At 42.2% G+C, this 26,257-nt stretch carries 24 protein-coding genes; 8 read left to right on the forward strand and 16 right to left on the reverse strand.

Translation table 11 applies throughout. The annotated features are described in order from the left end of the window. Positions 1 to 78: 78 nt before the first annotated feature. Positions 79 to 3,189 (forward strand): efflux RND transporter permease subunit, encoded by a 3,111-nt coding sequence (locus tag HYD28_13670; protein QLE09917.1) that lies wholly within the window; start codon positions 79 to 81, stop codon positions 3,187 to 3,189. Between the two features lie 11 nt (positions 3,190 to 3,200). Beyond that, a complete protein-coding gene (locus HYD28_13675; GenBank protein QLE10566.1) occupies positions 3,201 to 4,277 on the forward strand; it encodes an efflux RND transporter periplasmic adaptor subunit in 1,077 nt (358 codons plus the stop codon). A 133-nt stretch (positions 4,278 to 4,410) separates the two neighbouring features. Here HYD28_13675 and HYD28_13680 read toward each other — a convergent pair whose 3' ends face one another. The 9 genes from HYD28_13680 to pspA all read right to left on the reverse strand — a co-directional run bounded on the left by HYD28_13680 (position 4,411) and on the right by pspA (position 11,652). Further along, complete coding sequence (locus HYD28_13680) at positions 4,411 to 4,980, reverse strand: hypothetical protein (protein ID QLE09918.1); 570 nt, start codon at positions 4,978 to 4,980, stop codon at positions 4,411 to 4,413. Between the two features lie 120 nt (positions 4,981 to 5,100). Further along, on the reverse strand, positions 5,101 to 5,445 hold the full coding sequence (locus tag HYD28_13685) for a 4a-hydroxytetrahydrobiopterin dehydratase (protein ID QLE09919.1): 345 nt from the start codon (positions 5,443 to 5,445) through the stop codon (positions 5,101 to 5,103). A gap of 9 nt (positions 5,446 to 5,454) precedes the next feature. After that, positions 5,455 to 6,252 carry a phenylalanine 4-monooxygenase gene (locus HYD28_13690; protein QLE09920.1) on the reverse strand — a complete coding sequence of 266 codons (798 nt, stop codon included), beginning with the start codon at positions 6,250 to 6,252 and terminating at the stop codon, positions 5,455 to 5,457. A 226-nt stretch (positions 6,253 to 6,478) separates the two neighbouring features. Continuing rightward, the gene (gene megL, locus HYD28_13695) at positions 6,479 to 7,660 is read right to left on the reverse strand and encodes a methionine gamma-lyase (protein ID QLE09921.1); all 1,182 of its coding nucleotides are present in this window, start codon (positions 7,658 to 7,660) and stop codon (positions 6,479 to 6,481) included. 134 nt (positions 7,661 to 7,794) lie between these two features. Further along, on the reverse strand, positions 7,795 to 8,829 hold the full coding sequence (locus HYD28_13700) for a TIGR01620 family protein (GenBank protein ID QLE09922.1): 1,035 nt from the start codon (positions 8,827 to 8,829) through the stop codon (positions 7,795 to 7,797). Next, the gene (locus HYD28_13705; GenBank protein ID QLE09923.1) at positions 8,826 to 10,238 is read right to left on the reverse strand and encodes a YcjX family protein; all 1,413 of its coding nucleotides are present in this window, start codon (positions 10,236 to 10,238) and stop codon (positions 8,826 to 8,828) included. Before HYD28_13705 ends, HYD28_13700 begins: the two co-directional genes overlap by 4 nt. Before the next feature lie 62 nt (positions 10,239 to 10,300). Next, entirely contained in the window at positions 10,301 to 10,702 is a 402-nt protein-coding gene (gene pspC / locus HYD28_13710) for an envelope stress response membrane protein PspC (GenBank protein QLE09924.1), read from the reverse strand. Then, complete coding sequence (gene pspB / locus HYD28_13715; protein ID QLE09925.1) at positions 10,699 to 10,932, reverse strand: envelope stress response membrane protein PspB; 234 nt, start codon at positions 10,930 to 10,932, stop codon at positions 10,699 to 10,701. Before pspB ends, pspC begins: the two co-directional genes overlap by 4 nt. A 57-nt stretch (positions 10,933 to 10,989) precedes the next feature. Continuing rightward, positions 10,990 to 11,652 (reverse strand): phage shock protein PspA, encoded by a 663-nt coding sequence (pspA, locus tag HYD28_13720; GenBank protein QLE09926.1) that lies wholly within the window; start codon positions 11,650 to 11,652, stop codon positions 10,990 to 10,992. Between the two features lie 188 nt (positions 11,653 to 11,840). Here pspA and pspF point away from each other — a divergent pair, with 188 nt between their 5' ends. The 6 genes from pspF to HYD28_13750 are packed head-to-tail and all read left to right on the forward strand — an operon-like array spanning position 11,841 to position 18,206. Continuing rightward, on the forward strand, positions 11,841 to 12,914 hold the full coding sequence (pspF, locus tag HYD28_13725) for a phage shock protein operon transcriptional activator (protein ID QLE09927.1): 1,074 nt from the start codon (positions 11,841 to 11,843) through the stop codon (positions 12,912 to 12,914). 15 nt (positions 12,915 to 12,929) lie between these two features. Beyond that, the gene (locus tag HYD28_13730; protein QLE09928.1) at positions 12,930 to 14,537 is read left to right on the forward strand and encodes an ABC transporter substrate-binding protein; all 1,608 of its coding nucleotides are present in this window, start codon (positions 12,930 to 12,932) and stop codon (positions 14,535 to 14,537) included. Next, the gene (locus HYD28_13735) at positions 14,537 to 15,571 is read left to right on the forward strand and encodes an ABC transporter permease (protein ID QLE09929.1); all 1,035 of its coding nucleotides are present in this window, start codon (positions 14,537 to 14,539) and stop codon (positions 15,569 to 15,571) included. The genes HYD28_13730 and HYD28_13735 overlap by 1 nt, the downstream gene beginning before the upstream one ends. Further along, positions 15,558 to 16,451 carry an ABC transporter permease subunit gene (locus HYD28_13740; protein ID QLE09930.1) on the forward strand — a complete coding sequence of 298 codons (894 nt, stop codon included), beginning with the start codon at positions 15,558 to 15,560 and terminating at the stop codon, positions 16,449 to 16,451. The genes HYD28_13735 and HYD28_13740 overlap by 14 nt, the downstream gene beginning before the upstream one ends. Before the next feature lies 1 nt (position 16,452). Next, the gene (locus HYD28_13745; GenBank protein ID QLE09931.1) at positions 16,453 to 17,445 is read left to right on the forward strand and encodes an ATP-binding cassette domain-containing protein; all 993 of its coding nucleotides are present in this window, start codon (positions 16,453 to 16,455) and stop codon (positions 17,443 to 17,445) included. Continuing rightward, the gene (locus HYD28_13750) at positions 17,445 to 18,206 is read left to right on the forward strand and encodes an ATP-binding cassette domain-containing protein (GenBank protein ID QLE09932.1); all 762 of its coding nucleotides are present in this window, start codon (positions 17,445 to 17,447) and stop codon (positions 18,204 to 18,206) included. Before HYD28_13745 ends, HYD28_13750 begins: the two co-directional genes overlap by 1 nt. Positions 18,207 to 18,298: 92 nt before the next feature. On the opposite strand, the gene HYD28_13755 is transcribed toward HYD28_13750, so the two are convergent. The 7 genes from HYD28_13755 to clpP form a co-directional block, all read right to left on the reverse strand. Further along, a complete protein-coding gene (locus tag HYD28_13755) occupies positions 18,299 to 18,640 on the reverse strand; it encodes a cupin domain-containing protein (GenBank protein QLE09933.1) in 342 nt (113 codons plus the stop codon). Then, positions 18,637 to 19,035: a GNAT family N-acetyltransferase gene (locus HYD28_13760; protein QLE09934.1), complete on the reverse strand. Its 399-nt coding sequence runs from the start codon at positions 19,033 to 19,035 to the stop codon at positions 18,637 to 18,639. The genes HYD28_13755 and HYD28_13760 overlap by 4 nt, the downstream gene beginning before the upstream one ends. A 97-nt stretch (positions 19,036 to 19,132) precedes the next feature. Next, positions 19,133 to 21,034 carry a peptidylprolyl isomerase gene (ppiD, locus tag HYD28_13765; protein QLE09935.1) on the reverse strand — a complete coding sequence of 634 codons (1,902 nt, stop codon included), beginning with the start codon at positions 21,032 to 21,034 and terminating at the stop codon, positions 19,133 to 19,135. Between the two features lie 158 nt (positions 21,035 to 21,192). Next, the gene (gene hupB / locus HYD28_13770; protein ID QLE09936.1) at positions 21,193 to 21,465 is read right to left on the reverse strand and encodes a DNA-binding protein HU-beta; all 273 of its coding nucleotides are present in this window, start codon (positions 21,463 to 21,465) and stop codon (positions 21,193 to 21,195) included. A 216-nt stretch (positions 21,466 to 21,681) separates the two neighbouring features. Further along, positions 21,682 to 24,042 carry an endopeptidase La gene (gene lon, locus HYD28_13775; protein QLE09937.1) on the reverse strand — a complete coding sequence of 787 codons (2,361 nt, stop codon included), beginning with the start codon at positions 24,040 to 24,042 and terminating at the stop codon, positions 21,682 to 21,684. 143 nt (positions 24,043 to 24,185) lie between these two features. Then, the gene (gene clpX, locus HYD28_13780) at positions 24,186 to 25,469 is read right to left on the reverse strand and encodes an ATP-dependent protease ATP-binding subunit ClpX (GenBank protein ID QLE09938.1); all 1,284 of its coding nucleotides are present in this window, start codon (positions 25,467 to 25,469) and stop codon (positions 24,186 to 24,188) included. A 135-nt stretch (positions 25,470 to 25,604) separates the two neighbouring features. Continuing rightward, positions 25,605 to 26,222, reverse strand: coding sequence for an ATP-dependent Clp endopeptidase proteolytic subunit ClpP (gene clpP / locus HYD28_13785; GenBank protein ID QLE09939.1), 618 nt, complete (start codon positions 26,220 to 26,222; stop codon positions 25,605 to 25,607). Positions 26,223 to 26,257: the final 35 nt, after the last annotated feature.

Here is a 26,257-nt window from a genome sequence, read left to right on the forward strand (position 1 = left end):
CATACATTTCCTTTACCTCACTGGCACTTTTTTTACATCGCACTACAATGCACACAAACTGATTTTGGAACACACACAATGAATCTGACACGTAGTTCGCTGAAAAACCCTGCGAGTGTTATTGTCATCTTGGTGTTGATTATGTTGTTTGGCATGTTGAGCATTTTTAAGCTGCCAATTCAGCTCACACCAGATATTGAGCAACCGCAGATCACTATTTTTTCTGGCTGGCGCCAAGCTGCGCCTGAAGAGATTGAATCGGTGATCATTGAGCCGCTCGAGAACGCAGTAAAAAACACCCCGGGTGCGCTAGAGGTTAATACTTACATTAACCGTGGTAATGGCTCTATCACGTTGACTTTTGCTGTTGGGCAAAACATGCAGCAGGCAATGCTTGATGTGTTAACTAGCCTTAACCAAGCGCCGCCCCTGCCATTAGATGCATTTGATCCTGTGGTATTTGCTGGCGGTAATAATGGTGAAGCCGCAGCAACGTTACTGGTCACCCCGAAAGACTTTAATAGCGACAGCCTTGATTTAGACATGGCGCAGTTCCAAAAACAAATCGATGAATTTGTTGAGCCCCGTTTGGCACGTATATCTGGAGTTGCCCGTGTTGATTTAGCCAGTGAACGACCAAAAGAATTACGTATTACCTTTGACCCTCACAAAGCCGCCGCACTGGGCGTCAGCCTTGACCAAATCAGTAATGTATTAGCCAGCTCACGCGATACTTCCGGTGGCCTAGCTAATGTTGGCCGTCGTCAATATACAGTACGCTTTACGGGGCAATATGATTTATCGAGCATGGCACAAATGCGCGTTGGCTATTCAGGCGACAGACCCATTTACCTTGGCGATATAGCAAGTGTAGAACGCACTTTTTCTGACCGTTTAGGAATGAGTGGCCGAAACGGTAAACCTGCGTATTACATTCGTATTTCGCGCGCTAACGAAGCCAATACCGTTGCCCTACTTGACGACATTAACCTTGCCATTAAAGAGCTCAACGAAGGGCCGCTGGCCGAAAATGGCTTATCGATTGAATTAAGTTTTGATGCCTCTGTGCATATTCGTAATGCCTTGTCGTTGGTTAAAAGTAACTTAGGCCTAGGTGTTTTGCTGTCGTGTTTAATCTTGTGGCTGTTCTTTAGAGGCTTAAAAGCCACGTTTGTGATTGCAGCGACAATTCCTGTCTCTTTGTTAGTTGCGTTTTTAACGTTGAATATTTTTGATCGCAGCTTAAATGTTATTTCACTGGCGGGCCTTGCCTTTGCTGTAGGCTTAGTACTTGATGCCGCCATCATAGTGCAAGAAAACATCGCAAGACTCAGAAGCGAAGGCTTTGATAGTAAAAAAGCCGCGCTAAAAGGCGCTGCTCAAGTAACAGGCGCTTTATTTGCTTCAACCACCACCAGCGTTGCTATTTTCTTGCCTATTTTATTTATGGCAGGTATTGAAGGGCAGTTATTCTCTGACTTAGCGCTCACTTTATCCATTGCTGTAATTGCCTCTATGATTTGCGCAATTACACTTATTCCGTTGGCTAACCACTTTTGGCCAGACAAAGAGCTCAAAGCAGATCCTTATCGTGAATATTGGCACAAGCTAACTAACTTCATCATGGCGCTTACCAATACCCGCGTGAAACAAATAGTATGGATTGTTTCGTTATTAGGTGGCTCACTCGTCGCGACCATGACCATGCTCCCGAAAACTGATTTTATGCCGCGTGCACCAACCGATGGCTTTTTCTTTAACTTGAATACCCCGCCTGGCGGCAATGTGCAGTTTATGGAAGAAGAGCTACTGATGCGTATCAAAAAGCGCTTAATGCCTTATTACACAGGCGAAAAAGAGCCGGGTATTAAAGACTTTAACTTTTATGCGTTTGGTTCTAATGCTGGCGGCTTTATTTATTCTGCCGATCCACAACGCGTTGAAGAATTAATGAAAGTAGCCCGAGAAGAAATTTTCATTGATTTACCCGACACCCAAGTATTCTTCTTTAGAGGGTCGATGATCCAAGTGGCCAATGGCGGTGATGGTCGTAATATCAATATAGATTTAACAGGCCCGAATATGGACGAGCTAATCGCTGGTGCTAATGTGGCGCTACAAGCTGTCACCGAAGCTATGCCGAACGCCACAGCCAGGCCACAACCACGACTCGATATGGCAGAGCCAGAACTTAGACTCACACCCAATGACCGTCGTATAACCCAAGCTGGGCTAACTCGTCGTGATGTATCTCAAGCAGTGCAAGCCTACACAGGTGGGTTATTTGTTAATGAATACTTTGATGGCAACGAACGCATGAATGTAATTTTGCGCGGTATTCCGTGGCAAACACCTGAGGAGCTTAAAGCACTTCCTATTGTGACCCCGCGTTCAGGTATTCAAACCTTAGGCGAGCTTGCCAATATTGAACGCACCGTGGGACCAACCCAACTTAGACGTGTTAATGGCCGCCGTACCGTGAGTATTGTTGTCACACCACCAGCAGATATGAGTTTGCAGCAAGCACAAACCATTCTTTCTGAGCAAGTTATGCCAAAAGTACGTGCAAGTTTGCCCGACAGCTCCGGCGCGATTTTGGCAGGTAATGCACAAAAGATGAATTCAGCCATGCAAGAGATGACAATCAACTTTATCTTGGCTCTGTTTATTTTATTCTTGCTAATGACCGCATTGTTTAAGTCAGCCAAAGATAGCGCGTTAGTTTTACTGGTCATGCCATTGGCAATTGCAGGCGGTGTACTGGCTCTATTTGTGCTTAACTTATTTACCTTCCAATCGCTCGACTTACTGACCATGATTGGCTTTATTATCTTGCTCGGTCTGGTAGTAAATAATGCCATTTTGTTGGTTGACCAAACCCGTGTCGCGATGGCTGCAGGACTCAGCCGAGAAGACGCTGTTCGCCAAGCTGTGCTACTGCGCGCACGACCCGTTTACTTAAGTACCTTAACCAGCTTATTTGGCATGCTGCCACTGATGCTAATGCCGGGGGTAGGATCAGAAATTTACCGTGGCCTTGCCACTGTGATTGTCGGTGGCATGGCCATTAGTGCCCTATTCACCTTGATATTAATGCCAAGTTTATTGCAACTTGGCAGACAACTGCCGCCCGTTAATAACAAACAGCAACCAGAAAAAACGCCTTTAAGCTTGGTATCGAATCAATGAGTATTAAAACAATGAACACACCTTTTCGTAAATTAACCGCTCGCTTTTGTGCGCTAATAAGCCTTATCGCATTTAATGCCTTTGCAGTCGTGCCGGTTACTGTAGAAACTGTCACACAAGCTCCACTGACAAGCGAAATTGAAGTCAGTGGCACTTTGTATGGCAAAGATGATGTAACCCTAACAGCAGGCGTTAGCGGCCGTTTATTATATGTTGTTGAGCCAGGTACTCTGGTTAAAAGTGGCGACACCCTCGTACGTATGGATACCTTACCGCTTGAGCTTGAAAAAGCACGTCAGCAAGAAATGCTCAATCGCGCCAAAATAAACTTACGCTTATATCAACAAGAGCTAGCTCGTTTACAAAAACTCGCCAAAGCCAGCAGTGCAGCAGCAAGCCAAGTTGATGATATGCAAAATAAGCATGACCTTGCGTTATCTGATATCGCACTGGCTAAGGTTGAATTAAAAGTGATAGACGATCAGCTTTCCCGTGCAACCGTTCGCGCCCCATTTGATGGCGTGATCAGCGAGCGTTTTAAACGCGCTGGCCGCGAAATAAATCGTGCTGATGAACTGGTCACCCTTCTCGATATTAATAACTTAGAAGTGCGTTTGTACGTGCCTGTTAAATACTTAAAGTTTTTACACAAAGGCATAGAGTTACCAATTCAAGCCGGCGACTTATCAGCCCCTGATATGACAACAGCTACCGTAACAGCGGTGATCCCATCAACCGATCCGCGTTCACAAACTGTAGAAGTACGCGCCCTACTACCAAGAGACGCCGAGCAAACATGGGCAATAGGCCAACTGGTTGATGTAGCCGTGCCACTAAAAAGCAAAGGGGATGTACTACTGGTGAATCGCGATGCGCTTATCTTACGCAAAAAAGGCACCCATATCGTCAAAATCGACAACGACAACAAAGCCCTGCAAGTTCCCGTAAAAGTAGGTAATGGTAAAGATAAACTTGTTGAAGTCACCCCGACTTCTAACATCGCTTTAAATGCGGGCGATAAAGTTGCAGTGCGCGGCGCCGAGCAACTACAAACCGGGCAAGAAGTCGAAGTTCAGGTAAAGCAATAGCAAGTAAGCCATGTAAGAAATAGACTGCCAGCTTTAGAGGATATTTTCAGAGCTGGCAGTTTCGACAATATAAATCCCAATACTGTTTTCTTTGAAAAAAAATACAGCTCATAACGCCAAACACCTTCCCGCTTTATTGCAAACAGCCATACCCTTTTAATGAAATTTCTTGAGTATTCGCGCCGCTTTGGTTTTTATGTTGAATGATCAAACGTGAATCTTGGCTAGTAAAAGTAAAGGTTCCAAGCCAAGGTAGCTGGGCAATTGGTTGCATATGGTAAAAACCATTGGCATCAAAGCATATAAATGAAAACTCATGATGTACCGGGGCAAATACGCCATAATCAGCGGTAAATACAGCAATGTTATCTTGCAGCATAAAGTGTTTCGCTTGCGTGCCCGCTACTAAATACCAAAAGCATATTGCAGTCATTATCACAACTTGTAAGCCGCCGAGTAAAAATACTGAAAATTTAAGCATACGGGTCGATTTACTGGCTTCCATATAAAGGCGCTTTGCTTTGAGTAATAACCAAAGCCCGATGGCAACCATAGTGAGCTTTACAATCATCAGCGCTACGCCTATTTGATACATCAGCTTAGGGCTATGCCATTGCATGCCAAATGTTTGCGGGATAAACAAGCTATCAATTAAGGGCAGTAAAATGAGTAGGAATGGCAGAATAAGCGCTTTGTTTTTCATTATTTACTTTTCTAGTGTTCTCGCAAAGATAAGAGCCTAATGTTAATTCTTGGGCTCTAAAAAAGCAAAAAGGCGCAACCTGAGGTTACGCCTTTTATCGTTCTGGGCAGAACTTAAAATTTACAGTGCAGCGAATACATCGTCTGTTTTAGCAGCACAGATAAAATCATTTTTGTGTAACCCTTTGATAGAGTGGCTCCACCAAGTAACGGTTACTTTACCCCACTCGGTTAACAGACCTGGGTGGTGGCCTTCTTCTTCAGCCATATCGCCCACTTTATTAGTGAACTCAAGTGCTTGCTTGAAGTTTTTAAACTTGTAAACACGCTCTAATTGCATAATGCCGTCGCGCACTTCTGGAACCCAGTCTGGGATCATTTTGATCAATTCTGCTAATTCAGCATCAGATACTTTAGGCGCATCCGCACGACACGCTTCACACTTTTGTGTGCTTAATGAAGACATTATAAATCCTTAACTTGCTAATTTTTCTTTAGGAGGAAACTTTGGCTCATGTAGCCCTAATTCTTTTGCTTTACTCACCAGCGACATGATATCCATTTGTGAAATATCAAATAAATCATTGATTGAGTTAATGGTGTAGTACACAGGCTGCATAATATCAATACGATAAGGTGTACGTAATACATCAAGCACGTTCATCGCATTGATTTCTGGCTTATCTGAGTACACATATTGTGTTTCACCTGGACTTGATAAAATACCACCACCATAAATACGCAGACCTTGTTCGGTTTGCATCAAACCAAACTCAACAGTAAACCAGTAAAGGCGTGCTAAATAAACACGATCTTTCTTTTCAGCGGCATAACCTAACTGACCATATTTGTGCGTAAACTCAGCAAATGCTGGGTTGGTAAGCATGGCACAATGACCAAAAATCTCGTGGAAGATATCTGGCTCTTGTAAGTAGTCAAACTCTTCACGGCTGCGAATAAAAGTCGCTACTGGGAACTGCTTGTTTGCTAATAATCGAAAGAACTCATCAAAATCGATCAGTGCCGGAACAGGCGCAACTTGCCAGCCCGTTGTTTCGAGTAGCACTTCGTTGAGTTCACTAAGTTGTGGAATACGATCTGTTGGTAAATTAATTTTCTTAAGACCTGCTAAATATTCATCACAGGCTTTACCTTCTATGCAAGCTAGTTGGCGAGCAACTAGCTCTGACCATATTTTATTTTCTTCTTCGCTCCAATGGATAACCCCATTTTCATCAGGTTGCTTGGAGGTGTAATTACTTGCTTTAGCCATAATAACCTTCTTCGTTAAATCTTGATCAGCATTGATCAGAATCTCATTAACTTGTTAAGTCGATACTATGTAAAAGTAAGCGAAATTTTAATAGTTAAGGCTGTTTCTAAGGTTTGCAGAAACAGCCTTAACGTAAACATTAAATTACAGCAAAACATCTAAAAGTTTACATACCCCATATTTAAAGGGATTAAAGAAGGTATTTTCGTAAACTTATAATTACAACCTATCCGATGAATGTAAATGCAGTTTTAAGATCGTTAATAATATCGTTAACATCTTCTAGACCAACAGATAATCGAATTAGGCCATCACTAATCCCAGCAGCCGCTCTTTCTTCAGGTGTATAAGGCGAATGTGTCATCGATGCCGGGTGTTGAATAAGGGTTTCAGCATCCCCTAAACTAACCGCAAGCGTGCAAAGCTGGGTGTTATTTATAAATGTTTCGCCATCTTCGAGGCTGCCCTTAATTTCAAAGGCTATAACACCTCCAGCAGCTTTCATCTGTGAGCCAATAAATTTGTGACCCGGGTGTGATTTAAGCCCCGGGTAATAAACTTGGCTTACTAGCGGGTGTTGCTCTAAATATTCAGCCACAACTTGAGCACTCGCGCAGTGGCGCTCCATGCGCACAGCTAGGGTTTTTAAACCACGATTAATTAACCATGCATCATGCGGGCTAATCGTTGCACCAATATCTTTTAGCACCGTCATTTTTATCAAATTGATATGCTCTTCTGTACCGCAAACTAGCCCTGCCACCACATCACCGTGGCCATTTAGGTATTTAGTTGCGCTATGTACCACAATATCAATGCCAAACGAGGTCGGTTGCTGTAGCAATGGAGTTAGGAATGTATTGTCGATAACGCTTATCAGTTGATGCTGCTTGGCAACATCGGCAATTAAACTTAGATCAAGCACCGCCATGGTCGGATTAATTGGTGTTTCTGCAAAAATCATTTTTGAGTTTGCTTTTACCGCCCCGCGAAGTTCAGCTTCGTTGGTCATATCAACAAAAGTGACTTCAATACCAAAGCGCGGCAGCATGTGAGCAAAAAATGCAAAGGTACAGCCGTATAACGCGCTTGATGCCACTAAGTGGTCACCTTGTTGTAAAAAGCTAAGTACAGACGCAGACACTGCTCCCATACCTGTAGCCGTTGCAGCAGCCGCTTCACAGTTTTCTAACTGAGCCACTTTCTGTTCTAGCTCTTGGGTTGTCGGATTACCTAAACGGGTATAAATAAAGCCCTGCTCTTCACCAGCAAATCGGGCTGCACCTTGGGCGGCATTAGCAAAAGAGAAGGTAGAGGTTTGGTAAAGTGGCGCACTCAGTGCGCCATGTGGGTCATTTGGTTTTTCTGGACCATGAATACATTGTGTATGTAAGTGATGCTTAGTCATTGTGTGTTCTCGTTTTTATTATCAGTACTTCATACTCATAAATAAAACGTAGATACCCAAGATGCACAAGCATGCCGGATGCTCAGATGGCTAAATATCACTCAGCAGTTTTTATTAACTGTACACAAAAGTTGTCATTTTGTATTTTCGGTCTCTTTATCGCTCGTGCGTGAGGCAATTTTACGGGCAATACTATTGGCAGTTTCTTTTAGCAAGCTACGCTTATGCTCTAAGCGAGGTAACGGGCGGCTAAGCTCCATTGCTTTATAACCTATACGCGCGGTAAAAATACCTGCACTTAGCCCTTGTGCTGCACGCCCCGACAATTTTCCCAATAATTCAGCGCTCAGTGCCGTTGCCGCTAAATCTGAAACCAATTCTGCACTGCCGACAAACAGCACTTGTTTCACTAATAAACGATACAACTTAATACGGCTTGCGTAACCAAAACCAATACCGTAGATCCGGCCAATTTGTTCAATTAACTTAGTGCCTCGCCATAAAACTGCCATCATATCGACTAAAGCCAGCGGGCTTAGCGCAACCAATAAACCGGACTCAGTAGCAAAACGGTTAATCAGTTTTTTCGCTTGTTGATCTTGGCTCACCAATAAACTATCAGCGTATAATGTCATGATTTCTTTATCTGTATGATGACTTGCTATTTGCTGCTTAAACTCTTCAAACCCAGTCAGTTCCTGATGTTTATTAAGCTTTTCAAGCCATGGTAGTGCTTCACCTACTTGCTCACTGTTAAGTAAGCGGTCAGCCTCGGTTCGATGCAATTGGTTGCGCTTTAAACTTCTCAACATGCGGTACTCGCGCCAAATAACACGGGCAATCAGTAGCACACCACTGAGAACAGCTGTTAAATAGACGGAACCTAAAATAATCGATTGTTGGAACGTCACAAATAATGACATTGCAAACTCAAGTAACACTAAAGCTAAAAAGCTAACAACAAACACCCCTTTTAAGGTTTGCCACTTTGACTTTTTATACACAGGCTCAAGTTCGATGCTATCTTGCAGTTCGTCCTCTGTGTCGATAAATTCTGCGTTTTCTATGACTTTTGCAACGGTTAACTCCTTTGTAGGAGCCTCATTGCTTGCTGAGCTTGAAATACGACGACCAGCCTGAAAATTCATCTCCTTAGGTTGCTCACTCATGTTAGTTTATCTCCTATCAGGTACTGCATGACATGATCTAAACGAATATGCTTTAACCGTTTATCAGGACATGGCAGTGGCGAAAACGATAAGAACTCAAAGCCCTGTTTTGGCCACTCTTGTTTGTTGAGAAGGCGTGACGGTGGCTGCGGCGGTAAATATGTTAGCCATTCTTGCTCGCCTAAAGGCTTGCCATAAATACAAGCTAACTGCTGGCCTTTTTCAGCCACTTGGCGCGGCTCTGTTGCGCAGATAGATGACATTGCCATGGTTTCGATTTGCACACCTTCGAACTTTAAGTGATTCGTTTGGTCATGCACGATTGAATCAAGCAACAGTGCTAAATCTTTGTGATACTGAGCACTAATATGATCTGACTTATTGGCCGCAAACAGTAGCTTGTCGATGTTTGGTTTAAACAAACGTTTAAAGAAGCTTGCTTCACCATAATTAAAGTGCGCCAGTAATTGGTTAATAACACGGCTTTGCTCATGCAGCGTTTCGCTACCTTCATTTAAGGCACTGAGCACATCCACCAGCACAATTTGTCGGTCAAAATGACGAAAATGCTGCTCGTAAAAAGGTTTTACAACCTCTTTTACATAGGCTTTATAGCGCTTTTTAAGATGCGCTAAATTTGACCCCTCGGTTATATCGTCAGGCACACTCGCAACCGGGAAGAACTGCAGTAACGGTGCTCCTTTTAGCTCACCGGGCATTAGCATGCGCCCAGGTTGTAGCATAGCAAGTTTGGTATCTTGTTTAAGGCTAACCAATAACTGCTGGTAAAGCGCAGCGACATCAGCAAGCTTGCTCTCATCAACACTGGCTGATAAATCAAGTTCAGCGAGGGCTGCTAAAAATGGCTTAGCCTTTTCGTTACGCGCTGTTTGCTGCAACAGTGAATATTGTAATTCACACCAATCAGCAAAGGATTGCTCTAGCATTGGCAAATCAAGTAACCACTCACCTGGATAATCAATAATATCTAAATAAAGTGTTGATTGCGGAGCAAAGTGACCACGCAGCCCCGAGTTACTTTGGTATTTAATTGCCAAACGTAAAGTATTTATACGCTCAGTGGATGCAGGCCATGCAGGCTCACCTTCAGCAGGTAATAACGCTGATAATGCATTGGTATATTCAAATGTAGGAATTGTCAGTGCTTGCTGCGGCACTATTTTTGTAGCGATATGGCGTTTTTCACGCATCACATCAAAAAAAGGTAAGTTTTTATCGTCAGCTTGGCTGGTTAAGTGTTTAACCAAGGCGGTAATAAACGCGGTTTTACCGCTGCCACTTAACCCTGTGACGGCTAACTTCACGTGTTGATCTAAACTACGATGAAGGGCTTTTTCCGCTTTATTTTTTAACGAATTAAAGGTGTTTTTTGCAAATGATTGGCTCATAAAGTGTCTAGCACCTTATTTGCGCTTGGTATCAGGATGCAAACAAGGTGCGTATATGTCCTTTAAAGTTTGTTGATTTCACGGCTAACCGTAAATTCTGTTGATGTGACATAGCGTTCCATCTCTTGTAAACGGCCATCAACTCGAGCAAGACGATCTTTTAAGTCTTGCAATGCACGGCGAGGTGGTTCCCCTTTTTGCCATACTTTAAACTTTACTTCAAGCGGGTCTTGATGGATGCTGTCTGTGCTTTTCTCTGTTTTTTCTACTGGTTTTTTATCTAAAATAAACCAAGCAGCAATGTAAGCAACAACAATAAATGGACCACCTGATAATAGCACTGCTGTCACGACTAAAATACGTACCAGCCAAAGCTCCATGTTAAAGTAGTCGCTGATACCTGCGCACACGCCAGCTATTTTACCGCGCTCTGCGTCTCTAAATAATTCGCGTTTGGTACTCATACTTTACGTCTCCACTGCGGAGCCTCTTGATCTAGTAAGGCTTCTAATGTTTCAACACGTTCTGCCATTTTATCTGCTTTTTGTGCAAGCTCTAACAGCTGGCGATGTTCGTGTTCACTTAAACCTTGGCTCACTTGCTTTTTACTACGGTAATGTAAAATTAGCCAAAGTGGGGCAACAACCACCATAAAAACAATAATGGGTGCCATCAAAACTTCTGCGTCGAACATGGTACTCTCCTGTCAATCCGTTATGTGTTTAAGCATTGGGGGACACGCCCCCATTTATTATTTTTTATCTGCTAGTTTTTTCTTAAGCTCAGCTAGCTCATCATCAATCTTTTCGTCTTGCTGAAGACCAGCAATTTCGTCAGCTAATGATTTTTTACCAAGATCATAAGACTCTATTTGTGATTCTAGACCATCGATCTTAGTTTCGTAACGTTCGAAGCGGTTTAAAGCGTCTTCAACTTTAGAACTGTCGAGTGCTTTTTTAACTTCAAGACGCGATTCAGCAGAACGCTGACGTAAGATGATTGCTTTTTGACGCGCTTTTGCATCAGCTAGCTTCTCTTGTAGCGTGCTTACTTCTTGCTGTAGCTTCTCGATATGAGATTCTACATGTTCAAGCTCAGTTTCAACTGCAGCTACTGCGTCTGCTGACTTTTGCTTTTCAATCAGTGCTGCGCGTGCTAAATCATCACGGTCTTTACTTAGTGCTAATTCAGCTTTTTCTTGCCAGTCTGCAACTTGAACTTTCAAAGTTTCAACGCGACGTACTAGCTCTTTTTTCTCAGCAAGTGTTTTTGCTGATGTAGAGCGAACTTCTACTAATGTATCTTCCATCTCTTGGATGATCAGGCGAACCATTTTTTCTGGATCTTCTGCTTTATCTAAGATGGCATTGATATTAGAATTAACGATGTCTGCAAAACGTGAAAAAATTCCCATAACATTTACCTCTTTGGTGTTTTAACTTAATCAGTTGGTATATCTAGTATCAATATGCTTGCCAACTTTTATAAAGCTAGAATAACCTAATATATTCAAACAGTTAAACTAAATTTATAAATTTCTTTAGTTCTCGAAGATAATGAAATACACTAGATCTTAGTAAAAATGACTAAGAGTTAGGGAATATGAGCCAATTTCGCCAACAGGATAATTTACTCGGCCAATCTGACAGTTTCTTAAGTGTACTTGATCAAGTGTCACAACTAGCAAGTTTGGAAAAACCTGTACTGATTATTGGTGAGCGCGGTACGGGTAAAGAGCTCATTGCTGCGCGTTTGCACTTTTTATCTAAGCGTTGGGAACAAAACTATATAAAGCTTAACTGCGCAGCGCTTAATGAAAATCTACTTGAAAGTGAATTATTTGGCCATGAAAGTGGCGCGTTCACTGGTGCTAGCAAACGCCATGAAGGCCGCTTTGAGCGTGCTAACGGCGGTACTCTATTCCTTGACGAATTAGCCAATACCTCAGCTATGGTGCAAGAAAAGCTACTACGCGTTATTGAATACGGCGAATTTGAACGTGTCGGTGGTAAGCAAACCGTTAAAGTCGATACCCGCCTCGTTTGTGCAACCAATGAAGATTTACCGACGCTTGCTGAGCAAGGCGAATTTAGAAGCGACTTACTCGACCGTCTCGCCTTTGATGTTATTACTCTGCCTCCACTGCGCGAACGCCAAGAGGATATCATGCTACTTGCAGAACAATTTGCTATCAATATGGCCCGTGATCTTGAATGGGAGTTATTTAGTGGCTTTACTCGGAGCGCCATCGAAACCCTTCAGTCTTATGAATGGCCTGGTAATATCCGTGAATTAAAAAATGTGGTTGAACGTAGTTTATATCGCCATGGTAACGAACATATTCCCGTTCACCAGATTGTTTTAGACCCGTTTGCGAGTAAGTATAGACCTAAACAGCGCGTTAAAGCGGCAGTGAGCAGTGTCCCAGTTGCAAGTGTAGAAGCTGCGCCTATTACAACAACACAAAATCAAGAAGCGGTGACACTGAGTAAGCCTGAAATTCAATTTCCTTGCAATTTAAAGCAACTGTCTAATGACTTTGAAATTGATGTGATTAAAAAAGCGCTTGAACATAGTCAATTTAACCAAAAGAAAACTGCAGAACACTTAGAATTAACGTATCATCAATTACGTGGCTATTTGAAAAAATACAATTTATTAGATCAGCAGCAATAGTTAGAGGCTAATCAGGTGTTTAAACCGTTACTTGCTTTGTCTTTGGTGTGCTTAGTAGGCTGCCTAGATAGCGAAGAAAAAACCACAGAACAAAAAAACCAGGGCTTGGTCTATTGCGCTGAAGCAAACCCTGTGTCGTTTAATCCTCAAGTGACGACGACTGGTTCAACTATCGATATTATCGCTAACCAGCTTTATGACCGACTACTGAGTATTGATCCGGTGTCTGCTGAATTTCAGGCAGAATTAGCAACCGATTGGAAAATTAGCCCAGACGGCAAAGCAATCACCTTTACCCTACGTAAAGGAGTTAAATTTCATACCACTAAATACTTCACCCCAAGTCGTGATTTTAACGCAGATGATGTAATTTTTACCTTTAGCCGCTTATTCGACGTCTACAACCCCTATCACTTTGTTGGCGAAGCCAGTTACCCATATTTTCAAAGTGTTGGTATTGATCAGCTCATTCGTCGCATTGTTCGTGTTTCTGATTACCAAGTACGGTTTGAGCTTTATAATGCTGAAAGCAGCTTTTTAGCAAACCTTGCAACAGACTTTGCTGTGGTGTTATCTGAAGAATACGCCATGCAACTTAAAGCGCGAAATCAAGAAAACTTATTTGACCAATACCCTGTGGGTACTGGCCCTTATGTATATAAAGAGTATCGTCGCGATCGTTTAATTCGCTATTACCGTAACCCTGACTACTGGAAACACCCTGTAGTACTTGAGCAACTGGTGTATGACATTACGCCAAACGGGACAACCCGGGTTGCCAAGATGCTCACTAAAGAGTGTGATGTTACTGCGCACCCAAGCAGTGCGCAGCTTAGTATTTTATCGCAACGTGAAGACATTAAAGTTCAAAAAGAACAAAACTTAAACATTGGTTATTGGGCCTTTAACACTGAGCGCCCGCCTTTTGATGATGTACGTGTACGCCAAGCACTCGCAAGCGCCATTGATATCGATAAAATCATGCAAGCGGTATATTACGGTAACGGTATTAAGGCTCAGTCTTTACTTCCTCCAGCTTCTTGGGCTTTTGAAGCACAAAAGGCTATGCCTGAATTTAACCCTGCCCTTGCCAAAACATTGCTCGCTGAAGCTGGCTACAAAAATGGCTTTGATATGAACATTTGGGCCATGCCCGTAAGTCGTATTTATAACCCTAATGCCCGAAAAATGGCTGAGCTGATGCAAAGCGATTTACGCAAAATTGGTGTGAACGTTAATATCGTCGAATACGAGTGGAATACCTTTTTACAACGGGTTGGCGAGCATCGCCACGATAGCGTATTGTTAGGTTGGGCTGCCGATACGCCGGATCCTGATAACTTTATGAGTCCATTATTAAGCTGTACAGCTACCTTTAGTGGTAAAAATCCGTCTAATTGGTGTAACCCTGAATTTGATTTGTTACTCACACAAGCTCTCGACACAACCGATCTTGAAAAACGTAAAGAATATTACAATCAGGCACAGCGGATTATAGTACAAGAGCTCCCTATCTTACCTATTGCCCATGGCATGCGCTTTCAGGCAGCAAGTAGTGATGTAAAAGGCATCAGTTTGAGCCCTTTCGGTGGTATTTCATTAGCTAACGCGAGGAAAGAATAATGATCCTAGATTATATTCTTCGCCGCCTGGCGCTCTTAATGTTTATGATGTTAACTCTGAGCATCTTTACATTCTCATTAAGCTTTTTGTTTCCTGGTGATGCGCTTACTAACTTAAGCGGTATTACCAATAGTACCTTCTCGCAAACCAGTGCACTTGAAGAAAGATTTCATTTTACCGAAAACTATATAGTGCAATATTTTGCCTTTTTAGAGCGCATTATTCAGGGTGATTGGGGGGTCTCTTTTGCATCTGGCGAGAGTGTATTTCAGCATATTAAAGACTTGTTTCCTGCAACGCTCGAATTAAGCCTTTATGCATTGTTTGTCTCAGTTGCTGTTGGCGTACCAGGGGGTATCTTAGCTTCAGCTTACTACAAACGTTGGCCAGACAAATTTATTAACTCAGGCACACTTATCGGCTACTCAATGCCGGTTTTTTGGCTAGCTCTTTTGTTAATTATGGTTTTTTCACTGCAACTAGGCTGGTTTCCTATGTCGGGTCGTATGGGCCTACTTTACGAGATTGAGCCTGTTACTGGCTTTATTTTAATTGATATCATGCTAGGTAACTTTCCATATGATGGTATGGCGTTTTTAGATGCTTTACACCATTTAACCCTGCCAACTATAGTGCTTGCTATGTATCCAACCACTGTTCTAGTGCGCTTTACCCGAGACTCAATGTTGAAAGTACTCGATCAAAGCTATATTAAAACGGCGCGGGCAAAGGGCTTAAACCGTGCACAGCTGATTATTCATCACGCACTACGTAATGCGCTGCTACCGGTTATTAAACAAATCGGTTTACAGTTTAGTACCTTGATCACCCTTGCGATGATCACCGAGGTTATTTTCTCGTGGCCAGGCATTGGTCGTTGGCTTATCGATAGTATTTATCAACGCGACTACCCAGCTATTCAAGGCGGCTTACTCGCTGTATCTATGTTTGTCATTTTAGCTACAATTATTGCTGAGCTCACTTACACCTTATTCGACCCACTATCGCGGAACCAAGCTCATGGCAAAGTTTAATTTATTCTCTGAAGAGTCGAATAAATCGCCACTAGCGCGATTTTGGAAAAAGTTTAAGACTAATCACCCAGCCCTTGTTGGCTTATGGTTGTTTATCGCTTTAGTATTACTGGCAGTATCTGCACCACTGCTTGCACCCTATGGTGTAAATCAACAACACAGCGATGCTTTATTGTTACCGCCATCTTGGCATGACGCTGGTGATGTGCGCTTTTTATTAGGCACCGACGATTTAGGTCGTGATGTGTTATCGCGTTTAATGAATGGTGCAACTTATACTTTTGGTTTGTCGGTCGTGGCAGCTTTAATAACCACCGTGATTGGGGTATTAGTGGGTACTTTTGCTGGTATTAGCCACGGTATTCGCTCAAGCTTTTTAAATCACTTACTCGATATTACGTTATCTATTCCATCGCTGTTACTGGCAATTATTATTATCGCGATTCTTGGCCCGGGCTTAATGAATACAGTATGGGCGATTATTTTAGCTTTATTGCCACAGTTTATTCACTCGGTACGTAACTTAATTGTTGAAGAGCTTAACAAGGATTACATCACAGCATTCAAACTTGATGGCGCATCCAACTGGCATATTCTCGCCCGTGGTATCTTTCCAAATATTTACGAGCATATTGTGGTTATTTTTACCATGGCGCTTTCTACCGCTATTTTGGATATCTCGGCACTTGGCTTTTTAAAACTTGGCGCCCAGCCCCCAACCACAGAATGGGGCGCTATTTTGGCTGAAAATCTCGGTTTAATTTACCTTGCCCCTTGGACTGTTGGCTTACCGGGCGTATTATTATTTTTAGCAGTACTGTCTACCAATTTAGTAGGTGACGGTTTACGCCAAGTGCTTAAAGAACGTAAGGCCGACTAATATGCAATTACTCGATATTCGCAATCTCACGATAGAGTTGCGCACCTCAGAAACCGTAATTCGTGCGGTTGATAGGGTCAGCATGACCTTAAAAGAAGGTGAAGTGCATGCTTTGGTTGGCGAGTCTGGCTCTGGTAAAAGCTTAATTGCAAAAGCCATTGTTGGGGTTTTGAACAAACGCTGGCATATCACCGCAGATCGCATGCACTGGCGTGGTGTTGATTTGATGCGCTTATCTAACGAGCAGCGCCGTAAACTGGTGGGCCAAGACATTGCTATGATCTACCAAGACCCAAGCCGCTGCCTAGACCCTACTGCAAAAATATTTGATCAAATTGCCGAAACCCTACCCGCTGAGGCCATCAGCGGCTTTTTCTTAAAGCGTAATAAACAGCGTAAAGATAGAGTAAAAGCGTTAATTCATAAAGTGGGTATTAAAGATCATAAAAAAGTGCTCGACAGCTACCCCCATGAACTCTCTGAAGGTATATGTCAAAAAGTGATGATTGCGATGGCAATTGCCCGTACTCCTAAGCTATTAATTGCCGATGAGCCAACAACTGCACTTGAAAGTACCACTCGCGCACAAGTATTTAGGCTATTAAAAAGCTTGAATCAGCTAAAGAATATGTCAATTTTAATGATCTCTCACGAGCTTGAAGAAATCATCGACTGGTCTCATGGCATGCATGTACTTTATTGCGGACAAATGGTTGAAGCAGGTCCAACTAATCGCATCTTTAGTCAGCCATACCATCCATATACTCAAGCACTTTTGAAAAGTTTGCCTGACTATGAGCAAGGTCTAGCACACAAAGAACCGTTTTATGCATTAAAAGGCACCATTCCAACCTTACAGCATTTGCCAATAGGTTGCCGATTAGGCCCACGATGCCCGCAAGCGCAAAAAGAATGTGTGGTTACACCTAAGTTAACCAAGCATCATAGCCATAGTTATGCCTGTCATTTCCCATTGATTAAGGCGATGAAATAATGCAACCACTGCTAAAAGTTCAAGCGTTATCAAAGAGTTTCAACCTACGTGCTGGCTTATTTTCACGTAAGCGCTTCTCTGTTTTAAAAGATATTTCGTTTTGTTTAGGTCAAGGCGAAACCATTGCGATTATCGGGGAAACAGGCTCAGGTAAAAGTACCTTAGCTAAATTGCTCTCAGGAGCCGATAACGCCGATAAAGGACAAATTCTACTCGATGGTAATATCATCGAAAATGATGGCTTACGTGATAATGACTGTCGCCACATCCGTATGATATTCCAAGATTCTGAGGCGTCGTTGAATCCGGGTTTAACCATTGGTGACATGCTTAACGACTGCTTACAGTACAACACTGACTTAAACAAAGAAGAGCGTGAAGATAAAATAAAGCAAACCCTCGCAAAAGTTGGATTGCTATTAGATCATCAATACTATTACCCGCATATGTTTAGTAGTGGCCAATTGCAACGTATAGCGCTTGCAAGAGCTTTAATTTTAGATCCTAAAGTGGTAGTGCTCGATGAAGCATTATCGTCTCTAGACCCATCTGTGCGCGCACAAACGGTAAACTTATTACTGCGTCTACAAAAAGATACCGGGCTTAGCTATGTGCTAATTACTCATCATCTAAGTCTGGTGCGCCACATAAGCGACCAACTCGTAGTACTTGATCACGGTGAGATTGTTGAATACGGCCAAACCGAAGCGATTTTTCAAAACCCGCAATCAAGCGTAACGCAGAAATTGTTGAATTGCTGACAGTGAGCTGTCAGTTTGATTCGGCGTTAAAAACGCCTCCTACGCGAGCATGTTGATATCTCTATTAACTCTACTCTTTTACCTTACAGCTTTTACACTTCTTCTCTGTCACCATGACTTGGTGGTGTAGATGTAACGATAAAATGCAGTGGTTCAGTACCTTGATTACTTAGCTGATGAACTTGTCCAGCACTTACATGCAAACCTTGTTGCGCAGTGAGTTTGTGTATTTGGCCATCAAGTTCAATGTTGGCACAGCCACTAAGTACGAAGAAAAATTGTTCGGCATGCTTATGATAGTGTTTTACTTCAGCCTCACCTACTGGGACATGCTCTTGAATAACACTCAGCGCATTAGACTTTACCAAATGCCAACCGTCGCAATTGTTACCCCATGTATAATGATCTGCGCTTTTTTTGTCTATGATACTCAAAACTTTTTATACATCCCTTGGCTTTGTGGTGCGACAAACTTGTAGCCAAGCTTTTCATAAAAGCCTGGTTTGTCAGCCACCATAGTGACATAACTACCTTCAAAGGCGGCAGATTCAATGTAACGGTCAATATGTTCCATAATGACACGTCCTAACCCTTGGCCTTGATATTCTGGTGCGACTGCAATATCAACCACTTCAAAATTACAGCCACCATCACCAATTACACGGCCCATGCCAATCAACTCATCGTTTTTACGAATACAAATAGCATAAAGAGAGTTTGGCAATCCCGCCTTTGCAGCCGCTAATGAACGTGCTGATAAGCCAGCTTTAAGGCGCATATCACAGTATTCTTCAGCGCTTGGTAGCTGCTCTATTTGACTGTACTCCATAAATGCTCCTTTTGATACCAATTCACGAGTTGGAATTACCTACAAAGGTAACAAAAAAGGCGCCAGTAGGCGCCTTTTATTTAACTCATTTTGCTAACTATTCAGCAGCTTGAGTCGCTTGTGGTACTTGCACTTCAGCTTGTGCTTTTAGTGCTGCAATAAATACCATGTAGTTTTTATTCACTTGAGCCATCGTGATGTTTTGCTTTTGTTGCTCGTTAATTTCAACGTCAGCTGCTGGATTAACTGCTTTTAGCGCAACAATTGCCGCATCGCCATTGTTTAGGTCAACAACTTCAACCTCTGGTGCACCTTGTGGGTGAGCCATTTTGAAAGCTTGTTGAACAATCGCTGGTGACACAGTGTAAGCTTGACGACCCAGTGCAGCTTCTTGGCGTACTGTTAAGCCTTCAGCTTGTGCAACCTCGTTTAAGCTCTTACCTGCTTCAATATCAGCGTAAAGTGTGCGCGCTTTTTCTTTAGCAAGCTCAGATGCTTTTTGTGCAACCAAAGTCGATTTAATTTGCTCAGAAACATCTGCTAGAGCTTTTGTTGTCGCTGCTTTGTGATCATTTACACGAACAACAACAGCATGCTCATCACCTACTTCAATTACTTCTGAGTTCATGCGATCTTCTAGCACTTCAGGTGAGAAAATAGCAGCCACAACTTGTGGGTTGTTAAGCGGCTCAGGTAACGCATTACGAGTTACTAGTTCTGTTTTCTGTACTTCAACGCCTGCAGCTTCTGCTGCATCAATTAAGGTATCTGAAATCTCGAACGCTAGCTCACCCATTTGAGTTTGCTTTTCATAGAACGCATTAATTTTCTTAGTACGCTCAAGTTCAGCACGAAGCTCATCTTTAACGTCAGCATATGGTTTAACTTGCTGCGTTTGAATATCAGTAAGCTTGATAATGTGATAACCAAACTCAGATTCTACAACGTCAGAAATGTCACCTTTGTTTTCAAGTGCATAAGTTGCATCTTCAAACGCAGGGTCCATCATGTCACGTTCAATCCAATCAAGGTCACCGCCCATTTCAGCACTAACTACGTCATCAGAAGATGTCTCAGCTAGCTCAGCAAAATCAGCGCCGTTTTGTAGCTGCGCTAGTAGCTCTTCAGCTTTCGCTTTTGCGGCATCATCGTCTTCACTGTTATCAATTAAGATATGTGATACACGACGTTTTTCAGGCTCAACATATTGTGCGCTGTTTTGGTCGTAGTAAGCTTTGATGTCTTCTTCTGAAACACTTGAATCAAGTGTTAAGGTGGCAGCATTTAAATCGATATAGCTTACAGATACTTGCTCTGGCGCTAAGAATTGCGGTTGATTTAATTCATAGTAATCAGCAATTTCTTGCTCTGTTACTGCAATGCCTTCTTGTAATGATTCTTTTGTCACAACCAGATAGTCGATGCTACGTGTTTGCTGTTGTAGAGCTACGCTATTGTTTAATTCGTTTTCTAAGATGAAATCAGTACCAGCAACCGCACCAACTAATTGGCTACGTGTCATGTCTTCGCGTAAATATTCACGGAAAGCATCTGGTTGGAAATTCATTTGACGAATAACTTGTAAGTAGCGGTCGTTGCTGAACTGGCCGCCTACTTGGAAGTAAGGCATTTCTAAAATTGCTTTACGAACACTTTCATCACTTACACGAAGACCTAATTCTGCCGCTAGTTGAGTTTGCAATTCTTGTTGTACTAAACGGTCGATTACACCTTGGCGAATTTGTGCCATGTAATTTGGATCAGCAGCGATCTGTGCGAAGTATTCACCAAATTGTTGTTCTAAACGGTTACGTTCGTTTTGATATGCACGGCTGAATTCGGTTTGGCTAATTTTAACTCCATTTACTTCTGCAACGGGTTGCTCTGTGGTTTGTCCTAAATAACCACCGATCCCAGCTAAAGCAAAAGATAAAATCACCGCGCCTAAAATAATTTTGGCTGCAGGTCCCTGCGAACCTTCTCTGATTTTCTCAAGCATTTATCTATCTCTATTCTGATCAGGTACAAATTAACCCTGCTCATGTAAAAAAAGCGTATCTTACCAGATACGCTTTTTCACTTGAAGTAACTGGTGATAAGTTACCTAAATTCAATTTAAGTGCGATTAGGTATCTCTCACCAACTAATCTTTAATGATTAGTTTACTGCGTCTTTCAGCGCTTTACCTGCTTTGAAAGAAGGAATGTTTGCTGCAGCAATCTGGATAGTCTCACCAGTTTGCGGGTTGCGACCTGAACGCGCTGCACGCTCACGTACAGAGAAAGTACCAAAGCCAACTAGCGCTACAGAATCGCCATCTTTTAGAGCGCCTGAAACAGCCTCGATGAATGAATCTAGTGCACGACCTGCAGCCGCTTTAGAAATGTCAGCGTCAGCTGCGATTTGATCGATTAATTGAGATTTATTCACAATATCATCCTCTTTCATTGTTATTATCAAGAGCGATTGTTTTTATTAAAAAATAACATCACTGTTTTGAAAATTGATGAGCAAATTAAGTTTATGCTCAGTTTATTATATTTTTCTCAACCCTAGGCCACATAAGGCCTAGGCTTGAAAACTAGTGCTTAACTTATCATACCCTTTGTATTTGAAAAGCCCCTAAATGCACTTTTTTGCGGTTTTTTACTGGTTTTTTTCTGTTTCGACAGAAAAACTCTCAACTGGATGCTTCAACGCCAGATTTAAAACGTCATCAATCCATGTAACTGGGTGAATTTCAAGGCCCTCTAATACGTTATCAGGGATCTCTTTTAAGTCACGTTCGTTAATTTTTGGAATAATAACGGTTTTAATACCACCGCGATGTGCTGCCAGAAGTTTTTCTTTTAAGCCACCAATTGGTAACACTTCACCACGTAAAGTGATTTCACCAGTCATAGCCACATCTGAGCGAACCGGGTTACCAGTTAGGCTAGATACCAAACCGGTTACCATGGCAATACCAGCACTTGGGCCATCTTTTGGTGTTGCACCTTCTGGCACGTGAACATGAATGTCACGTTTTTCATAAAAATCGCTATTAATGCGTAGCTTTTCAGCACGATTACGAACTACCGTCATCGCTGCCTGAATTGACTCTTGCATTACATCACCAAGCGAACCGGTGTAAGTTAGCTTGCCTTTACCTGGAACCGCAGCTGATTCGATAGTAAGTAAATCACCACCTACTTCAGTCCACGCAAGGCCCGTTACTTGACCAATACGGTCGCCGTCTTCTGCTTTACCATAGTCAAAACGCTGTACACCCAAGAACTCTTCAAGGTTGCTATCGTTGATAAGTACTTTTTTAGTGTCTTTATCAAGCAGGATGTTTTTAACTGCTTTACGGCATAGTTTTGACACTTCACGTTCTAAGTTACGAACGCCCGCTTCACGTGTGTAGTAGCGGATAATGCCAATGATTGCACTGTCGGCAATCTCAACTTCATGCTCTTTTAAGCCATTGCGCTTAACTTGTTTTGGAATTAAGTGCTGTTTTGCAATGTTTAGCTTCTCGTCTTCGGTATAACCAGATAAACGAATAACTTCCATACGGTCTAATAATGGACCCGGAATATTAAAGCTATTTGAAGTTGCCACGAACATCACATCAGATAGATCGTAATCAACTTCTAAGTAGTGATCGGCAAAATGGCTGTTTTGCTCTGGGTCAAGTACTTCAAGTAATGCTGATGCTGGGTCGCCACGCATATCTGATGACATCTTATCGATTTCATCTAATAAGAATAATGGATTCTTCACACCGACTTTAGTCATATTCTGGATTAATTTACCAGGCATAGAACCAATGTAAGTACGGCGGTGACCACGGATTTCCGCTTCATCACGAACGCCACCTAATGCCATACGCACATATTTACGACCCGTAGAACGTGCGATTGATTGACCAAGTGAGGTTTTACCGACACCAGGAGGACCTACTAAACATAAAATTGGGCCTTTTAGCTTATTAGTGCGTTGCTGCACCGCTAGATACTCAATAATACGTTCTTTAACTTTATCTAAGCCGTAATGGTCACTATCTAAAATCTTTTGTGCGCCAGCTAAGTCTTTTTTCACCTTAGAGCGTTTTTTCCAAGGTACATTGATAAGCGTATCAATGTAAGAACGCACAACGGTTGCTTCAGCCGACATCGGCGACATCATTTTTAATTTAGTTAACTCAGCGTTCGCTTTTTCTTGCGCTTCTTTAGGCATACCTGACTCTTCGATGCGTTTTTTAATTGCTTCGAATTCATCGGGTACATCATCAAGTTCGCCAAGCTCTTTTTGAATCGCTTTCATTTGCTCATTGAGGTAATACTCACGCTGCGATTTTTCCATCTGCTTTTTCACGCGAGTACGGATTTTCTTCTCAACTTGCAGTAAGTCAATCTCGCCTTCCATCAGCGCCATTAAGTACTCAAGACGCTCAGTAACATCGGCAATCTCAAGTACTTTTTGCTTTTCAGGTACCTTAAGTGGCATGTGTGCTGCCATGGTATCAGCAAGACGTGCGGCTTCATCGATACCTGACACAGAAGTAAGTACTTCAGGTGGGATCTTCTTATTAAGCTTTACATAGCCTTCAAATTGGCTAATTGCGCTGCGAATAAAGATATCTTGCTCTTGCTCGTCGATATGGCTTGATTCAATGAACTGTGCTTCAGCAACAAAGAAATCATCGTTATCTAAAAACTTTTCAACGCTCGCACGTTGTGTGCCTTCAACAAGCACTTTAACGGTGCCATCAGGTAACTTTAATAACTGAAGTACTGTGGCAATGGTGCCAACACGGTAGATATCATCTTGCTGCGGATCATCAACAGAGGCGTCTTTTTGCGCCACTAGGAAAATTTGTTTGTCCTTGTCCATCGCCGCTTCTAGGCATTTTATTGATTTTTCACGACCAACAAATAGCGGGATCACCATGTGTGGGTAAACCACTACATCGCGCAGTGCCAACACGGGGATTTCGACTCGATCTGTTCTCTCAAGCGTCATTATATTCTCTTCGCACTTCATTTATTTTAAAGATTACTCAAGTATATGGGGATATGTAAGGGAAAGTTCAACATATTTGTAAAAAAAGGAGCCTTTGGCTCCTTTTTCGTGTTTAACTGCTCAACTTTTAAACTATTACAGCTTTATTCTGATGCAGCTTTGTCTTGGTTACCGCTTTGGTAAATCAAAATTGGGTCTGATTCACCTTTAATAACGGTTTCATCAATAACCACTTTGCTAACATCATCCATTGAAGGTAGCTCATACATAGTATCTAGTAATACACCTTCAACAATTGAACGTAAGCCACGAGCACCCGTTTTACGTTCCATTGCTTTATGAGCAATAGCACTTAGTGCATCTTCACGAAACTCAAGCTCAACATCTTCCATAGCAAACAATGCAGAGAATTGTTTAGTTAATGCATTTTTTGGTTCGCTAAGAATTTGAATAAGTGCAGCTTCGTCTAGCTCAGTTAATGTCGCAACAACCGGAAGACGACCAATGAACTCTGGAATTAAACCGTATTTCACTAGATCTTCTGGTTCAACATCTTTAAATGTTTCGCTTAGGCTGCGGCTACCTGATGATTGCTTAACTTCAGCGCCAAAACCAATACCAGTATTCTTATGGCTACGTTGCTCAATCACTTTATCTAGGCCAGCAAATGCACCGCCACAAATAAACAGAATCTTAGATGTATCTACTTGTAAAAATTCTTGCTGTGGATGTTTACGACCGCCTTGCGGTGGCACAGACGCAACAGTACCTTCAATTAGCTTAAGTAAGGCTTGTTGCACACCTTCACCTGATACATCACGAGTAATTGATGGGTTATCAGACTTTCGAGAAATCTTGTCAATTTCATCAATGTAAACAATACCGCGCTGTGCTTTTTCTACATCGTAATCACATTTTTGCAGTAGCTTTTGAATAATGTTTTCAACGTCTTCACCTACATAACCAGCTTCAGTTAATGTAGTTGCATCAGCCATAGTAAATGGAACGTCAAGTAAGCGTGCCATAGTTTCAGCAAGTAATGTTTTACCACTACCTGTAGGACCGATTAATAGGATATTACTCTTACCAAGCTCAATGTCCGCATTGATTGTTTGATTGCGCAAACGTTTATAATGATTGTATACCGCCACCGACAGCACTTTTTTCGCGTGGTCTTGGCCAATCACGTAATCATCTAGGTGATCACGAATCTCTTTCGGCACAGGCAGTTTATCAGACGCATTATGCTTCGGCGCAATGTCTTTGATTTCTTCCCTGATAATATCGTTACACAGCTCAACACATTCATCACAAATGTATACTGAAGGGCCAGCAATTAATTTGCGAACTTCGTGCTGGCTTTTGCCGCAAAAAGAGCAATATAACAATTTATTACTTTTGTCGCCGTCTGTAGGAGTGTCAGACATTCAGCTACCTCATTTATTACGTTGGCAGTAGCATAAGGCTACTGCTAATTCACTATGTTTAACTATATCAAAGAATATCAGTTTTCGCATAGTAAAGGGTGATAGCTAACAATACGTTATTATTAGCTATTCAGATTACTTCGATTCGCGGCTTGAAAATACTGAATCAACTAGGCCGTATTCAACTGCTTCACTAGCAGTCATAAAATTATCACGGTCAGTATCACGAGAAACAACTTCTAGTGGCTGGCCAGTATGTTCAGCCATTAATCGGTTTAATTTATCTTTGATTGATAAGATTTCACGTGCATGGATCTCAAAATCAGATGCCTGACCTTGGAAGCCACCTAATGGTTGGTGGATCATCACGCGTGAGTTAGGTAAACAGAAACGCTTACCTTTAGCACCCCCTGACAGTAAAAATGCACCCATGCTTGCCGCTTGGCCAACACAAATAGTGCTTACATCAGGTTTAATAAAATTCATAGTATCGTAAATCGCCATACCCGCAGTCACAGAACCGCCTGGCGAATTAATATAAAGATAAATATCTTTTTCTGGGTTTTCTGATTCTAAAAACAGCATTTGCGCAAGAATCAAATTTGCCATGTTATCTTCAACTTGGCCAGTTAAGAAAATAATGCGTTCTTTTAAAAGACGTGAGTAAATATCATATGAGCGCTCGCCTTTAGCTGTTTGTTCAACAACCATAGGGACTAGTGCGTTTAGAGGGTCTGTCATACCGCTATTCATTCTTATTTAATTCCTTATCCGCTGCGACTCATCCT

The organism is Pseudoalteromonas shioyasakiensis, from assembly GCA_013391845.1.
Classification (GTDB): domain Bacteria; phylum Pseudomonadota; class Gammaproteobacteria; order Enterobacterales; family Alteromonadaceae; genus Pseudoalteromonas; species Pseudoalteromonas apostichopi.

Bases quoted from the DNA above. Each gene is read 5' to 3' on its own strand.
- HYD28_13670 (QLE09917.1), top strand. From the start codon at position 79: ATGAATCTGACACGTAGTTCGCTGAAAAACCCTGCGAGTGTTATTGTC.
- HYD28_13675 (QLE10566.1), top strand. From the start codon at position 3,201: ATGAACACACCTTTTCGTAAATTAACCGCTCGCTTTTGTGCGCTAATA.
- HYD28_13680 (QLE09918.1), bottom strand. From the start codon at position 4,980: ATGAAAAACAAAGCGCTTATTCTGCCATTCCTACTCATTTTACTGCCC.
- HYD28_13685 (QLE09919.1), bottom strand. From the start codon at position 5,445: ATGTCTTCATTAAGCACACAAAAGTGTGAAGCGTGTCGTGCGGATGCG.
- HYD28_13690 (QLE09920.1), bottom strand. From the start codon at position 6,252: ATGGCTAAAGCAAGTAATTACACCTCCAAGCAACCTGATGAAAATGGG.
- megL (QLE09921.1), bottom strand. From the start codon at position 7,660: ATGACTAAGCATCACTTACATACACAATGTATTCATGGTCCAGAAAAA.
- HYD28_13700 (QLE09922.1), bottom strand. From the start codon at position 8,829: ATGAGTGAGCAACCTAAGGAGATGAATTTTCAGGCTGGTCGTCGTATT.
- HYD28_13705 (QLE09923.1), bottom strand. From the start codon at position 10,238: ATGAGCCAATCATTTGCAAAAAACACCTTTAATTCGTTAAAAAATAAA.
- pspC (QLE09924.1), bottom strand. From the start codon at position 10,702: ATGAGTACCAAACGCGAATTATTTAGAGACGCAGAGCGCGGTAAAATA.
- pspB (QLE09925.1), bottom strand. From the start codon at position 10,932: ATGTTCGACGCAGAAGTTTTGATGGCACCCATTATTGTTTTTATGGTG.
- pspA (QLE09926.1), bottom strand. From the start codon at position 11,652: ATGGGAATTTTTTCACGTTTTGCAGACATCGTTAATTCTAATATCAAT.
- pspF (QLE09927.1), top strand. From the start codon at position 11,841: ATGAGCCAATTTCGCCAACAGGATAATTTACTCGGCCAATCTGACAGT.
- HYD28_13735 (QLE09929.1), top strand. From the start codon at position 14,537: ATGATCCTAGATTATATTCTTCGCCGCCTGGCGCTCTTAATGTTTATG.
- HYD28_13740 (QLE09930.1), top strand. From the start codon at position 15,558: ATGGCAAAGTTTAATTTATTCTCTGAAGAGTCGAATAAATCGCCACTA.
- HYD28_13745 (QLE09931.1), top strand. From the start codon at position 16,453: ATGCAATTACTCGATATTCGCAATCTCACGATAGAGTTGCGCACCTCA.
- HYD28_13750 (QLE09932.1), top strand. From the start codon at position 17,445: ATGCAACCACTGCTAAAAGTTCAAGCGTTATCAAAGAGTTTCAACCTA.
- HYD28_13760 (QLE09934.1), bottom strand. From the start codon at position 19,035: ATGGAGTACAGTCAAATAGAGCAGCTACCAAGCGCTGAAGAATACTGT.
- ppiD (QLE09935.1), bottom strand. From the start codon at position 21,034: ATGCTTGAGAAAATCAGAGAAGGTTCGCAGGGACCTGCAGCCAAAATT.
- lon (QLE09937.1), bottom strand. From the start codon at position 24,042: ATGACGCTTGAGAGAACAGATCGAGTCGAAATCCCCGTGTTGGCACTG.
- clpX (QLE09938.1), bottom strand. From the start codon at position 25,469: ATGTCTGACACTCCTACAGACGGCGACAAAAGTAATAAATTGTTATAT.
- clpP (QLE09939.1), bottom strand. From the start codon at position 26,222: ATGAATAGCGGTATGACAGACCCTCTAAACGCACTAGTCCCTATGGTT.